Origin of the sequence: Streptomyces sp. NBC_01454, from assembly GCF_036227565.1 — a bacterium.
Lineage (GTDB): Bacteria > Actinomycetota > Actinomycetes > Streptomycetales > Streptomycetaceae > Streptomyces.
The window spans coordinates 1,038,365-1,052,850 of the sequence record NZ_CP109460.1 but is presented as its reverse complement, the minus strand read 5'-3'; the positions used below and the strand labels follow the sequence as shown (position 1 = coordinate 1,052,850).

The following is a 14,486-nucleotide window of genomic DNA, read 5'->3' as shown; positions in this document are numbered from 1 at the left end:
TGTTCCTCAACCGCCGGACGGGCCCGGCCGCCCCGGCCCGTCCGGCCCGCCGGGCCGGGTGGCCCGCTCCAGCGCCAGCAGGACCGAGTGATAGCCGCGGCCCCCGGTGGCGTGGTCCATCCCGATCTCGCACATCCGGTTCGCCGACAGATACGCGTCGAAGCGCCGCCCGGTCACCTCGGCCGCCTCCTTCGCGGTGGCCGACTCCGTCAGCTCCCGGTGCAGCATCCCGCGGTCCCCGGCGAAGGCACAGCAGCCCGCGTCATCGGGCACCACCACCTCCCGCGCACACGCCCGGGCCACCTCCCGCAGCTGCTCCTCGTTCCCCAGGTGCGCCATGGCGCAGGTGGGATGGAGCACCGCGGACCCGGCCGTGCGTACCGGCTCCAGATGCGGCAGCAGATGTCCGGCGGCCCAGACGACCGAGTCGACGACGGTCAGGCCGTCGTGCAGCGCACGGTTGACCGGCGTCAGATACGGCACGACCTCCCGGGCCAGGCCCAGGGTGCACGAGGAGGCGTCCACCACCAGCGGCAGTCTGCCGCCCGCCGTCCACCCCCAGGCCGCCTCGACCACGCGGTTGGCCATCACCGCCGTCCCGCGCCGGTATCCCTTGGACTGCCAGATCGTCGCGCAGCAGGTCCCGGCGACATCCGGCGGGATCCACACCGGCCGGCCCGCCCGCCGCGACACCGCCACCATCGCCTCCGGCAGCGAAGGCCCGTGGTACCCGGCGGGCCCGCCGAAGATCCGGTTCACACACGCCGGGTAGTAGACCGCGGCCGCTCCCGCCCGCCGGGTCCCGGGCAGGTGGCGGGCCGCCGGGCCGGGCATCCGCGGCAGCCACTCGGGCACCAGATCCGGGCGCACGGCCCGGCGGGCGGCGCGGGTGAGCGCGGTCAGCAGCCGGTCGTCGAGCCGCTCCGCCGCGGCCACCGCCAGCCGCGCCGCCCGCTCGACGGTCCGGAAGTGCCGGGCGGCCCGGGCGGCGACCGACTCCTCGCGGGCGGTGTGGCGCCGGTGGCGGAAGTCCTTCATCAGCGCGCCGGTGTCGATGCCCACCGGGCAGTCCAGGGCGCAGGTCGAGTCGCCGGCGCAGGTGTCCACCGCGTCATAGCCGTACGCGTCCAGCAGCGCGGCGGTGACCGGGGATCCGGCCGGCTGCCGCAGCATTTCGCGGCGCAGCACGATCCGCTGGCGTGGTGTGGTGGTCAGGTCCGCGCTGGGGCAGGTCGGTTCGCAGAAGCCGCATTCGATGCACGGGTCGGCGGCCGCCTCGATCCCGGGGAGGGTCTTCAGCCCGCGCAGATGCGCCCGGGGGTCGCGGTCGAGGAGGACCCTCGGGGCCAGCACGCCCCGCGGGTCCACCAGTTCCTTGATCCGCCACATCAACTCCGTTGCGCGCGGCCCCCATTCGAGGGAGAGAAACGGCGCGATGTTCCGGCCGGTGGCGTGCTCCGCCTTCAGCGACCCGTCGAAACGCTCCACGACCAGCCGGCAGAACTCCGCCATGAAGGCGGCATAGCGCGCCACGTCGTCCGGCTTCGCCGCGTCGAAGGCGAGCAGGAAGTGCAGATTGCCGTGGGCGGCGTGGCCGGCGACCGCGGTGTCGAAGCCGTGCCGCGACTGCAGGTCCAGCAGGGCCGTACAGGCGTCCGCGAGCCGGGCCGGGGGCACCGCGAAGTCCTCGGTGATCAGCGTCGTGCCCGGCGGCCGGGAGCCGCCGACCGCCGTGACGAACGCCTTGCGGGCCTTCCAGTAGCCGCCGAGGGCCGCCGGATCCCGGGTGAAGGCGTTGGTGACGGACGCGACCGGGGCGACCGGTTCCAGCTCCGCCAGCACCCGCCCCCCGGCCCGCTCGTAGCCGTCGAGGGTGCTCTCGTCGGGTGCCCGGAACTCCACCAGCAGCGCGGTGGTCTCCTTGGGCAGCTCCGCCCAGTCGGCGGGCACCCCGGCCACCCGTACCGAGGCGCGCAGCGTGTTGCCGTCCATCAGCTCCACGGCCCGCGCGCCCGCCTCGTTGAACCGCCCCACGGCCGCGGCCGCGGCGCGCAGCGTCGGGAAGAACAACAGCGCGCCGGTGGTGTGCCGGTCCAGTGGCACGGTGTCGAAGACGGTTTCGGCGAGGAAGCCGAGGGTGCCCTGGGAGCCGACCATCAGCCCGCGCAGGATCTGCACCGGTGTCGTGCCGTCGAGGAAGGCGTCCAGGCGGTAGCCGTTGGTGTTCTTGATCTGGTACTTGGCGCGGATCCTGGCCGTCAGCGCGGCATCCGCCTCGATCTCCGCCTTCAGCGCCAGCAGGCCCGCGCACAGCGCCGGTTCGGCCTCGGCCAGCCGCGCGTCGGCGTCCGGCCGCGCGGTGTCCACGACCGTGCCCGACGGCAGCACGAGGGTGAGGGAGGCCAGCGTCCGGTAGGAGTTACGGGTGGTGCCGGCGGTCATCCCGGAGGCGTTGTTGGCGACCACACCGCCCAGGGTGCAGGCCGGCGCGCTGGCCGGATCGGGCCCGAGCAGCCGGCCGTGGCGGGCCAGGGCGACGTTGGCGCGCAGCACGGTGGTGCCCGGCCGGATCCGCGCCCGGGCGCCGTCGTCCAGCACCTCGATCCCGGACCAGTGGCGGCGCACCTCGACGAGGATGTCCTCGCCCTGGGCCTGGCCGTTGAGCGAGGTCCCGGCGGCCCGGAAGACGACGTGGCGGCCGTGGTCCCGGGCGTAGGCGAGGACCGCGGAGACGTCGTCGAGGTCCTCGGCCACGACCACGGCCCGGGGGACGAAGCGGTACGGGCTGGCGTCGGAGGCATGGCGGACCAGGTCGGAGATCGTGTGGAGCACCTTGTCCGCGCCGAGCAGCGCGATCAGGTCGTCCCGCAGCCGCTCGGGGGTGCCCGCCGCGCGCAGGGCGGCCACCCGGTCGGGTGCCGGACCGGGGGGAGCGGTGGGCCGCAGGCTCTGGGGGTCCGGCTCCAGCAGGGGCATGGCGGCACTCCTCCGGTGGGCGGTGCGTCAGCTCAATGCGGTGCACCCGGCCCGTCGACCAGGGTGGACAGCAGTCCGCCGAGCACCTCGCGCTGATCGGTGGTCAGGGGGGCCAGGATCTCCTCCGCCGCGGCCCGCCGGGCGCTGCGCAACGCGCGCAGGGTGGACCGGCCGGTGTCGGTCAGCTCGATCCGCACCACCCGCCGGTTGGCCGGATCGGGCACCCGGCGCACCGCGCCGTTCGCCTCCAGCGCGTCCACCAGCGTCGTCACCGCGCGCGGGACGACCTCCAGCCGCTCGGCGAGGTCGGTCATCCGCGGCGGGGTGCCGCGGTAGTGGTCGACGATCCGCAGCAGCCGGGACTGCGCGGGGGTGAAGGCGATGTCCAGGTGCTCCAGATGGTGCTTCTGGGCGCGGTGCATCCGGCGGGTCAGCCGTACCAGCTGTTCGGCGAGGTTCGAGGTGCTGACCGTCGGCTCGGGGGAGGGCATACCGCGAGGATAGCGGATATCAGGACCTGGTTCATTGTGAGTATAGGTAACAATGAGCTAAGCTCCACGACGCTTGCCTCCGGCCGTCCCCGGCCGGCCTCTCCCGCACCCTTTCGAAGGAGCCCATGCGCAGCGACGATCCCCAGTGGACCGCACCGCCCAAGGACCCGGACACACCGGTGCCGTTGCGGCGGATCCTTGCCCTCTTCCGCCCCTACCGCGGCCGGCTGACCGTCGTCGGCCTGCTCGTCGGCGCCTCCTCGCTGGTGTCGGTGGCCTCCCCGTTCCTCCTCCGCGAGATCCTGGACGTGGCCATCCCCGGCCGGCGCACCGGACTGCTGAGCCTGCTCGCCCTCGGCATGATCGCCACGGCCGTCACCACCAGCGTCTTCGGCGTGCTGCAGACCCTGCTGTCGACCACCGTCGGCCAGCGCGTCATGCACGACCTGCGCACCGCCGTCTACGCCAAGCTCCAGCGGATGCCGCTGGCCTTCTTCACCCGCACCCGCACCGGCGAGGTCCAGTCCCGGATCGCCAACGACATCGGCGGCATGCAGGCGACGGTCACCTCCACCGCCACCTCCCTGGTCTCCAACCTGACCTCCGTCCTCGCCACCGTCTGCGCGATGGTCGCCCTCGACTGGCGGCTGACCGTCGTCTCCCTGCTGCTGCTTCCGCTCTTCGTCTGGATCAGCCGCCGGGTCGGCAACGAACGCAAGAAGATCACCACCCGGCGCCAGAAGCAGATGGCCGCGATGTCCGCGATGGTCACCGAGTCCCTCTCGGTCAGCGGCATCCTCCTCGGCCGCACCATGGGCCGCGCCGACTCCCTCACCAAGGGCTTCGCCGACGAGTCCGAGCGCCTGGTCGAGCTGGAGATCCGCGCCAACATGGCGGGCCGCTGGCGGATGGCCACGATCGGCATCGTCATGGCCGCCATGCCCGCGCTGATCTACTGGGCGGCCGGACTCGTGCTCCAGCTCGGCGGCCCCGCCTTCTCCCTGGGCACCCTGGTCGCCTTCGTCTCGCTCCAGCAGGGTCTGCTGCGGCCCACCGTCTCCCTGCTGTCCACCGGCGTGCAGATGCAGACCTCACTCGCGCTCTTCCAGCGCATCTTCGAATACCTCGATCTGCCGGTGGCCATCACCGAGCCCGCCGAACCGGTCAAGATCGCCGCCCCGCGGGGTGCGATCCGCTTCGAGAACGTCACCTTCCGCTATGACCCCGAGGCCGCCCCCACCCTCGACGGCATCGACCTGACCGTCCCCGCCGGCGGCAGCCTCGCGGTCGTCGGACCGACCGGCAGCGGCAAGAGCACCCTGAGCTACCTCGTGCCGCGGCTCTACGACGTGACCGGCGGCCGGGTCACCCTCGACGGCACCGATGTCCGCGACCTCGACTTCGACACCCTCGCCCGCGCGATCGGGGTGGTCTCCCAGGAGACCTACCTCTTCCACGCCTCGGTCGCCGACAACCTCCGCTTCGCCAAGCCGGACGCCACCGACGACGAGATCGAACGCGCCGCCCGGGCCGCCCAGATCCACGACCACATCGCCGCCCTCCCCGACGGCTACGACACCCTCGTCGGCGAGCGCGGCTACCGCTTCTCCGGCGGTGAGAAGCAGCGCCTCGCCATCGCCCGGACCATCCTGCGCGACCCGCCCGTCCTCGTCCTGGACGAAGCGACCAGCGCCCTGGACACCCGCACCGAACACGCCGTTCAGCAGGCCATCGACGAGCTGTCCGCGGGCCGCACCACCCTCACCATCGCCCACCGCCTCTCCACGGTCCGTGACGCCGACCAGATCGTGGTGCTGGACGCCGGCCGGATCGCCGAGCGCGGCACCCACGACGAACTGCTCGCCGCCGACGGGCGCTATGCCGCGCTGGTACGGCGTGACGCAGACCTCACCCCGGCCGGTGAGCAGATGATGGCCCCGTAAGTGACCCGCGGGTAAGGTCGGGGGCGCGGCGGCCAGTTCATTGGTCGGGGTGGCCGCCGCACCCCCTTCTGGCCTACGGACGGCTGCCGGCCCAGCTCCCCCTGATCGGCTGGGCCCTGCACACCGCCCGCACGGCTACGCCCCCGCCAGCAGGATGACCTCCAGCGTCCGCGGCCCGTGCACCCCCTCCACCCGGTCGAGTTCGATGTCGCTGGTGGCGGACGGTCCGGAGATCCAGGTCAGCGGGCGGTCCGGGGCCAGCCGCGGCAGCGCCTCCGGCACCGAACCGACCACCTGGTCAGGGACGCGGACCACACAGAGGTGATGGTCGGGCACCAGCGTGATCCGGCGCAGGCCCTGATCGGGCCCGCCGTCCAGTACCAGGGTGCCGGTCTCCGCGATCGCCACCGCACAGCCCGTCAGCACACTGTCCACGGCATCGAGTTCGCGCGCCGTGGCCGACGCCCGGTCCTCGACCCGGGTGAGGTCCGATGCGGCCACCCAGGAGGCATCCAGGCCCGGCGGCACCAGCAGCGTGCGCGCGCCGCGCTCCGCCAGCAGCCGGCCGATCAGCCCCGGCAGCGCGCCGGCGGTACTGCGGTGCACCAGCGCCCGGTAGTCCGCGAGGTTCTCCGCGAGCAGCTCGACGGTCTCCGCCGTCGTACGGGACCCGTGCACCCGCCGGTAGTCACGCGCCACCGGTGCCTCGTCCGGCCGCTCACCGCGCGGCACATCCGTCAGTGCCCGGCGCACCCGCGCCAGCACCACCTCTCGGCTGCTCATGCGTCGTCTCCTCGCTGCTCGGACGGTGCCCGGCGGGTGCGCTGCCACCAGTCGCGGAAGGACTCGGCGGGCACCGCGGGCAGATCGCGGGTCCGCGACCAGGCGCGGCCCGGCCCCGGCAGCCGCCGTGGATGCAGCCGCCGGGTGCGCGCCGCCAGCCGTTCCCCGGCACGCAGCACCCCCGGGTGGTCGAAGGCCCAGGTCGCCGCGCGCATCGCGGCGCGCTCCGCGGCATGGCCCCTGGCCGGCTTGAGCACGACCCGCGACCCGCCCCGGGTCACCGGCCCGCCCTGCACCACCCGCTCCCGCAGATGCACCAGTACCTCGGGGATGTCGATGGCGACCGGACACACCTCGTAGCACGCCCCGCACAGCGACGAGGCATACGGCAGCGACGCCTCCAACGGCCCGCCGATACCGCGTAGTTGGGGTGTGAGGATGGCGCCGATCGGGCCGGGGTAGGGCGAGCCGTAGGCATGGCCGCCGGCCCGTTCGTACACCGGGCAGACGTTCAGGCAGGCCGAGCAGCGGATACAGCGCAGCGCCTGCCGTCCGACGGTGTCGGCGAGGGTATCGGTCCGGCCGTTGTCGAGCAGCACGAGATGGAAGGTCTGCGGACCGTCGCCGTCCGTCGTGCCCGTCCAGGTGGAGGTGTACGGATTCATCCGCTCCGCGGTGGAGGAACGGGGCAGCAGCTGAAGGAAGACCTCCAGATCCCGCCAGCTCGGCACCACCTTCTCGATGCCGACAACGGAGATCAGGGTCTCGGGCAGGGTCAGACACATCCGGCCGTTGCCCTCGGACTCCACCACGACCAGCGTGCCGGTCTCGGCCACCATGAAGTTGGCGCCGGAGATCCCGACCTTCGCTGACAGGAACTTCTCCCGCAGATGCAGCCGCGCCGCCTCGGCCAGCTCGGCGGGGGAGTCGGAGAGCCCCTCGGGCGCCGGACGGCCCCAGCCGGCCATCTCCCGGCGGAAGATGTCACGGATCTCGGAGCGGTTGCGATGGATCGCCGGCACCAGAATGTGCGAGGGCAGATCCCCGCCGAGCTGCACGATCAGCTCGGCCAGATCCGTCTCGTAGGCACGGATGCCGGCCTCGGCCAGCGCCTCGTTCAGCCCGATCTCCTGCGTCGCCATCGACTTGACCTTGACGACCTCACGCTCACCGGTCTCCCGCACCAGCCGGGTCACCAGCGCGTTGGCCTCGTCGGCGTCCGCCGCCCAGTGGACCTGCCCGCCCGCCGCCGTGACCGCGGCCTCCAACTGCTCCAGATAGTGATCCAGATGGCGCAGCGTACGGTCCTTCACCGCCGCGCCCGCCGCCCGCAGCTGTGCCCAGTCGTCCAGCTCGGCCACGGCCGCCGCCCGCTTGTCACGGATGGTGTGGGTGGCATGGGTGAGGTTGGCACGCAGCCGGCTGTCGCGAGTGGCGGCCGCCGCGGCCCGGGGGAAGGCTGGCATGCCCAGGTAGGTACCGCTCACCACACACGTCCTTCCGTACTGGCCAGAATCTCGGCGATATGCACCGGGCGGACCGCCGCGCCCTGCCGGCTGAGCGTCCCGCCGAGGTGCAGCAGACAGGAGTTGTCGACCGTGCAGAGGGCCTCGGCGCCGGTCGCGCGCACGTTGCGGACCTTGTCGGCGCCCATCGCCGCCGAGACCGCCTCGTTCTTCACCGCGAAGGTGCCGCCGAAGCCGCAGCACTCCTCGGCGCCCGGCAACTCCCGCAGCTCCAGCCCCCTGACCCGCTCCAGCAGCCGCCGCGGCCGGTCACCCAGCCCCAGCAACCGCAGTCCGTGACAGGTGGGGTGATAGGTGACGGTATGCGGATAGTAGGCGCCGACATCCTCCACCTTCAGCACATCCACCAGGAACTCCGTCAGCTCGTACGTCTTGGCCACCGCGGCCGCCGCCGCATCCGCGAGCTGCGGTCCGCGCCCCTCGGCCACCGCCTTCGCGCCGATCCGCGGGTAGTTGTCCCGCACCATCGCGGCACACGACCCGGACGGGGTGATCACATGGTCGTAGTCGCGGAACACCCGGTCGAAACGGCGCACCAGCGGCTCGGTCGCCTGCCGGTACCCGGTGTTGAACTGCGGCTGGCCACAGCAGCTCTGCCCCTCCGGGAAGCCGACCTCCACCCCCAGCCGTTCCAGCAGCGCCACCACCGCCTGCCCCGTCCGTGGCTGGAGCAGGTCGTTGATACAGGTGACGAACAGTGCTACACGCACGTTGCACTCTCCTTTCGGCCGCCACGGCCCCTGGCGGCCCTCCGCTTCCGCGGTACATGATCACCAGTGGCCCATCCTGCCCCAGCGGCAGGCCCACGAGAAGAACCCGGAGCGGAGGACCATGTCGAGTGCCGAGTACGCCGAGTACATGGCCGAGGGCCGGGCACCCGACGGTGCCCGCCCGCCGTCGCGGCTACGGCAGTTGGCCGCCGCCTCCACCGGGAACGCCGTCGAGTGATACGACTGGCCTTCCTGTACGGGCGCGCAGGGTTCTCCTGTACGGGCGCGCAGGGAGTCCACTTGAGCGCCCCGTACCTGCATCTTCGCAGGTCGGAGCGATCATGCGGGTGATCATGCATATGCGAGTGCTGCTGAGTTCCGCCGTCTCCGGGGTCGGCTCGAGGCTGACTGTTTGCTGACATATCTGACGTTGCGTCAGCAGTGCTGCGAGTGCCCGGGCTGAGTCTTTGTGTGGGGGTGGAGGTGATCGCTCCGGGTGTCAGGCGCCCTGGATGGAACGGTCGACGGTGAAGGTTCGCTTGTGGCGTGAAGCGCTACGAAATATGGAGAGGTCGGCGCGGTGTGATTGCCGTGCTCGAAGGCGAGGGGATGCGTGATCATGGGAGCTTTCATCGAAGGGCCTGCGTCCGAGGAGGGGTTGGATTCCCCTGCTGAGGGGGCTCGCGCCGGCGCCGTGGCTCCTCCGGCGCGTCCTGTGCGGCAGCTGCTCGCCGCCTCGGTCGGCAATGCGGTTGAATGGTATGATTGGTATACATATACCTTCCTTGCCACGTATATCGCCGCGCAGATCTTCCCTATGGGCGCGGCGAATTCGCTGGTGCCGCTGCTCTCGACGTTCGCGGTCTTCGCGGTGGGATTCTTCATGCGGCCCGTCGGCGGACTGTTGATGGGCGCGGTCGCCGACCGGCGCGGGCGCCGTGCGGCGCTGACGGTGACCATTCTGCTGATGGGCGGCAGCAGCCTGCTGGTGGGACTGACACCGACGTACGCTGCCGCCGGGATCCTCGCACCGGTCGTCCTCGTCCTGGCCAGGCTGCTGCAAGGGCTGTCGGTGGGCGGGGAGTTCGCCGCCTCCACCACGTTCCTTGTGGAGTCGGCCGGGCCCGGACGGCGGGGGCTCTTCTCCAGCTTCCAGTATGTGTCGACGACCATCGGCCAGCTCCTCGCTTCCGGCGTCGCGGCGATGCTCGTCGCGAATCTCGCGCCCGCCACCATGGGCAGCTGGGGCTGGCGGATCCCGTTCGTGCTGGGCGCGCTCCTGAGCCTCGTGGGCTTCTGGGTCCGGCGCGACGCGCGCGAGACGCTTCCCCAAGCTCCCAACTCCGTTCGAGCAGGGGAGACCCCGATCGAGGAACAGACGAAGGCGTCCCGGCCGGGCCTCTTCGAGGCATTGCGCCGCCATCCGCGCGAGTCGCTGCTGATCTGCGGAATCACAGCGGGCGGCACACTCGCGTACTACACGTGGACGTCGTACCTGCCGACGTACGCCGAGCTCAACGCCGGGGTGGCGAAAACAGACGCGTTGCTGGCGGGCACCCTCTCGCTGACGTTCTTCGCCGTGCTCCAGCCCCTCGCGGGCATAGTGTCCGACCGGATCGGGCGCAAGCCGCTGTTGCTGATGTTCGGGATCGGCTTCGCCGTGCTGGTCGTGCCGTTGCTGCGCATGCTCGACGATTCCTTCGTCACGCTGCTGCTCGTGCAGTGCGCGGGCATGGTCCTGCTGAGCGGTTTCACGGCCGTCTCGGCGGCCGTGAACGCGGAGACGTTCCCGGCACGGGTGCGCGCCGCGGGAATCGGTTTCCCCTACTCGCTCACCGTTGCCCTCTTCGGCGGCACGGCACCCTATGTCGGCACGCTGTTCAAGGACATGGGGCACACCGGTCTCTTCCCCCTCTACGTGGCCGTGCTGTGCCTGGTCTCCTCCGCCGTCTACCTTCGACTGCCCGAGACCGCTCACAGCCCGCTGGAGCGGTGAGGGCGCGAAGTGTCTGCTACCGGAGGGCGGCCTCTTCCTGGGGGCGTCGAAGGTGAGACCTGGGCACCTAACATCATGAAGTCGTCTACCTGGCTGCCTTGACCTGGGGTGATGCGGTCATACGTGTCTCTGGCCGTGGTGCTCCTGCGCCGGGGGGACGGGGTGCTGCGTACGGTGCTGCCGCCGGCCAGGAGCTGAGGCCCCGCGGGGTTGCGTGACACAGGGGAAAGTCCCTCTCACCAGCGGATACGCTGGTGAGAGGGACTTTCTTGATGTGTCCGAGGGGCAGGCCGGAGTGCGGGGAGATGCGCCTTCTGCCCGGGGAGGGGCGCCCATGCGTGAGGGCGCCCGAGGCCGTCATAGCCCTCGACGACGACCAGCAGGACCCATGCCAGGGGTATGACCAGCGATCGCTCCCCGAGCAGGGGGCGGGATGGGAGCATCAGCCCTGCTGCCGTCCAGCCACCGGGTCAGCCCGACTCGGCGGCTTCTGCGCGTCAAAAGCGAAGAGAGTGTTCTTGGCCGCGGCCACGATCACCGCACGCCCCGCAAGAGTCACACGTGGGCTTGCGCCCTGCTCGCCCGTCAAACCATCGACCTGCGGATCTGTTGTCCACAGGATTTTGCCATCGTCCGGCGACAGCGCGACCACCCGGCCGGTGGCCGAGCTGAAATACAGTGCGTCCGCTCCCGCACCAGGACCCGACGCGCCCTCTACGCCAGTCTGCCGCGACCACTTCTTCCGGCCGGTCGCGGGGTCGAGTGCTGTGACGAGACCGGTCTGCCCGCTCACGTATACGGTACTGTCCGCCATGCCGGGCGTCCCCTCGTATGTCTTGGCCAGTCGGGAGTACGTGACCTTCCGCGAGACCGGGTCGACCTGCGCCACCCCGTTGTAGCCGGCCAGCTCCGTTCCCTTCCTGCGTACTTGCAGGAGTACGAGCCTGCCGTTGGCGACGCCCATCGGCACGGCGGGGCCGTTGACCGCGATGGGCCTGCCCAGTGTCCCCGAGGCGCGGTCGACCGGGTACAGGGTGGGGTGGCGCACTGCCAAGGCATCCACCTCCGCATCCTTCGCGCACATCGCGACGAGCTGTGAGCCCAGCGGGACGGGAGCGCACTGCGTACCCGCTGGGAATGGCGACGTCCATGTGACCTGACCGCTGTGCGCGTTGCGGGCCTCGAAGCGGGAGTTGGAAGCGTCGACCGTCACGACGTCGGAACCGACCACCATGGCGTCCTGAGTCCGACCCGTGACGGCCGTCGACTGGGCGCCGGACGGCACGGACCACAGCTCCCGTCCGTTGTTCGCGTCGATGGCCACCACCTCGCTCGGAGGGTCCTGCGGGGCGTCCTGGGCGGCGAAGCGGTAACCGAGCACCGTGTCGTCGGTGGCGCCCACCAGGTGCATGCCGTTGACGGGGACGCCGGGGCTCTTCGCCGTCCACACCCGCGAGCCGTCCCTGGCCCTGATACGGGTCGCGACAACACTGCCGCCCCCGCAGAACAGCGCGTCGCCACGCACGACGCAACGCAGCTCGTCGGGGATGTCCGGGCGACCGCCGGGCACGGCCTTGTGCCACGGCTCGAAGCCGTCCGGAAGTGCGGCACCCGGCACCGCAAGGCTGTTGCCCTTGTCGCCGCCGCTGTTCCCCCCGAAGCCGCCCGCCGTCAGTGCGGCGACTCCTCCACCGATCGCTGCCACCGTCACCGCGACCGCGGCCGCGAACATGGGACGCCATCGGGGACGCAATCGGCGGCCGATGGAGGTGATGGCGCTCCCCGTATCGGGACCGGCCGGGGTGGTGGTCGGGGCTGACGGCGTCGGGGTGGTTGGTGTGGGGGTGGCCGGCGTCGCGAAGTGATGCTCGGTGACCATGTCGCGGGTGCGGCCCGCGCCAACTCCCCTCGCGTCGATCTGGCCGAGGTCGGTCGGCAGGTCCCGAAGCAGTACGAGGAGTTCGTCCGCCGAGGGGCGCCCGTTGGACTCCTTGGCCAGGCACGACTCGGCGACCGTGCGCAAGGCCACCGGCACATCTTCCAGCGACGGCTCCTCGTGCACCACCTGATACGCAGCTATGTATGGGCTGTCCGCGTCGAAGGGCCCGTGGCCCGTCGCTGCGTACGTCAGCAGCGTCCCCAGCGAGAAGACATCGGACCGTGGCCCCACGTCGCGCGGCGCCTGCAACTGCTCCGGCGACATGAAGGGCGGCGTACCTATGACCCGCCCTGTAATCGTCAGCGTCTGCTGGTCCACGGCGCGCGAAATGCCGAAGTCGATGACGCGTGGGCCCTCGGGCGAGAGCACCACGTTCGAGGGCTTCAGATCACGGTGGACAACCCCCACCCGGTGGATGTCCCGCAGCGCCTCCGCCAGCCCGATGGCGAGCCTCCGCAGCTCCGCTCCGCTCAGCGGGCCTTTCATGGCGATGCGCCGGGCGAGCGTGGGCCCCTGGATGTAGGTCGTCGCCATCCACGGCTGCTCGGCCTCAGGGGCAGCGTCGACCACGGCGGCGGTGAACGCGCCGCTCACTCGCCTTGCCGCCGCCACCTCCTGCCGGAAGCGGATGCGGAACTCGTCGTCCGCCGCGAACTGCGGGTGGATCAGTTTGATCGCGACAGGACGACCCGAACTTGTACGGGCCAGAAAGACCGCGCCCATGCCACCCGAGCCGAGTCGCGCCTCAAGCGGATAACCGCCGATTTCGGCTGGATCACCTGCGCGCAGCGACACTCTTCCCGACCTCCCGTCCCTCGTGCACCTCTGCCACCACGGGCCTGCGTACCTGTCCTGCACACAAATTAGCCGCAGGGCAGTACAGCAGAGCACAGCGGGTGACGAACAGGACCCCAGGGTTGCTCCTGTGCCGCACACGACGATGCCCCGCCAAGAGGAAGTCCGTTCCGAATGGCGTCGACTCCGCGCAAGTTCAAGTCTTCTCCGCCTCCGCGGAGATGCACCGAGGCCCTGGCCATCAGCGAGGAAGAGGAAGGGGCCTGCTCCGCGTTCGCGGAGATGCGCCGCCGTATAGATCACCACGCCTTGACACAGCACTGCGCTCCGAGTGATCGCAGGCCATGCCGCCTGGGTATACCGGTTGAGGTACCCACGCGCCGGGCTCTGACTCGTGAGAAATCGGACCCGAGTGTCCGGCCCTACCTTCGTCGATCACCAGTGCGGGGCGTACTGCCACCGGGCTGCTGAGGCGTGTCTTAAGGGTATACATGCCGTGAACTGGGCACTGTCTCACCGCTGACCGCCTTGCCGGCCCGGTGGCGAGGGCCGGCAAGCCCGAAGAGCAGGAGGCGCGCCCCTGACTAGTGTCCCAAGTTCTGACGACCGTCCGCCTGCTGTCGGCAGCTGAACGGCCACCGCGGTGCCAGCACGGGTCCGTTGGCCGCGCGGAGCGGAAGGTGACCGTTGATCCCGGGGGTGCGCGGTGGTCCGCGGAGGCCTCATCGCAACGGGGATACGGGCTCGCCACCCTTCTGCCGAGCGGCAGCGAGCCACGTACTCTTCTCTTCAATTTCCTACTGGAAGTACCTACTGGAAGGAACATCCCGGGTTGGGGGCATCTTCGGATAGAGGTGCTCCGTGGGGGAGGACGTAGAGGACTTCTAGGACCATAGGTGTGGTACCGAGATTGCGTCCAATGTGAACATTTTTGGAGCCGCTGGGCTCCGTAAGACTGTCACCAGCCTGATAAACACCGTCGGACTTACAAGTGGCGTCGAAGTGGCTCAGAGTCCCCTGTTCGACAGAGCCGTACAGGGTTCCGTCGTGGTAGTGCCAGCCGGTGCTCTGGCCAGGCGGAATGGTGACCTTCCGCAATATGTAATCCGTGCCACCCACCGTGGTCTGCGAAATGGTCGTTCCGGTGACGCCAGGGCCGGGCGGAGTTGCATAGGCCGCACCAGAGGCCATGGACATGCCAATGGCTGCGGATCCAATCAGCCCTACGCGGAGTATGTTCTGCATGAAGTGAAATCCTTTGCGAAAACGGCCAAGGGAGCCTTTAAGCGCAGCCGACTATCGTGATTGCACAGTCGGCAGCGTCATG

At 70.7% G+C, this 14,486-nt stretch carries 9 protein-coding genes; 2 read left to right on the top strand and 7 right to left on the bottom strand.

Going from position 1 to position 14,486, the window contains the following annotated elements; genetic code table 11:
* Positions 1 to 6: 6 nt before the first annotated feature.
* Positions 7 to 2,976, bottom strand: coding sequence for an FAD-binding and (Fe-S)-binding domain-containing protein (locus OIU81_RS04555; protein WP_329144065.1), 2,970 nt, complete (start codon positions 2,974 to 2,976; stop codon positions 7 to 9).
* Positions 2,977 to 3,008: 32 nt separating this feature from the next.
* On the bottom strand, positions 3,009 to 3,467 hold the full coding sequence (locus OIU81_RS04550; RefSeq protein WP_329144063.1) for a MarR family winged helix-turn-helix transcriptional regulator: 459 nt from the start codon (positions 3,465 to 3,467) through the stop codon (positions 3,009 to 3,011).
* 125 nt (positions 3,468 to 3,592) lie between these two features.
* On the opposite strand from OIU81_RS04550, the gene OIU81_RS04545 reads away from it, so the two are divergent.
* Positions 3,593 to 5,410, top strand: coding sequence for an ABC transporter ATP-binding protein (locus OIU81_RS04545; protein ID WP_329144061.1), 1,818 nt, complete (start codon positions 3,593 to 3,595; stop codon positions 5,408 to 5,410).
* 135 nt (positions 5,411 to 5,545) lie between these two features.
* Here OIU81_RS04545 and OIU81_RS04540 read toward each other — a convergent pair whose 3' ends face one another.
* From OIU81_RS04540 to OIU81_RS04530, 3 genes are read right to left on the bottom strand one after another with little or no spacing between them, the layout of a single operon-like run.
* Positions 5,546 to 6,193 carry a LutC/YkgG family protein gene (locus OIU81_RS04540; protein WP_329144059.1) on the bottom strand — a complete coding sequence of 216 codons (648 nt, stop codon included), beginning with the start codon at positions 6,191 to 6,193 and terminating at the stop codon, positions 5,546 to 5,548.
* Positions 6,190 to 7,680 (bottom strand): lactate utilization protein B, encoded by a 1,491-nt coding sequence (locus OIU81_RS04535; RefSeq protein ID WP_329144058.1) that lies wholly within the window; start codon positions 7,678 to 7,680, stop codon positions 6,190 to 6,192. Before OIU81_RS04535 ends, OIU81_RS04540 begins: the two co-directional genes overlap by 4 nt.
* Positions 7,677 to 8,429 (bottom strand): (Fe-S)-binding protein, encoded by a 753-nt coding sequence (locus tag OIU81_RS04530; RefSeq protein ID WP_329144056.1) that lies wholly within the window; start codon positions 8,427 to 8,429, stop codon positions 7,677 to 7,679. The genes OIU81_RS04535 and OIU81_RS04530 overlap by 4 nt, the downstream gene beginning before the upstream one ends.
* Positions 8,430 to 9,048: 619 nt before the next feature.
* Here OIU81_RS04530 and OIU81_RS04525 point away from each other — a divergent pair.
* Positions 9,049 to 10,425, top strand: a complete 1,377-nt coding sequence (locus OIU81_RS04525) for an MFS transporter (protein WP_329154888.1) — start codon at positions 9,049 to 9,051, stop codon at positions 10,423 to 10,425.
* Between the two features lie 442 nt (positions 10,426 to 10,867).
* Here OIU81_RS04525 and OIU81_RS04520 read toward each other — a convergent pair whose 3' ends face one another.
* A complete protein-coding gene (locus OIU81_RS04520) occupies positions 10,868 to 13,159 on the bottom strand; it encodes a protein kinase domain-containing protein (protein ID WP_329144054.1) in 2,292 nt (763 codons plus the stop codon).
* Between the two features lie 810 nt (positions 13,160 to 13,969).
* The gene (locus tag OIU81_RS04515; RefSeq protein WP_329144053.1) at positions 13,970 to 14,404 is read right to left on the bottom strand and encodes a cupin domain-containing protein; all 435 of its coding nucleotides are present in this window, start codon (positions 14,402 to 14,404) and stop codon (positions 13,970 to 13,972) included.
* Positions 14,405 to 14,486: the final 82 nt, after the last annotated feature.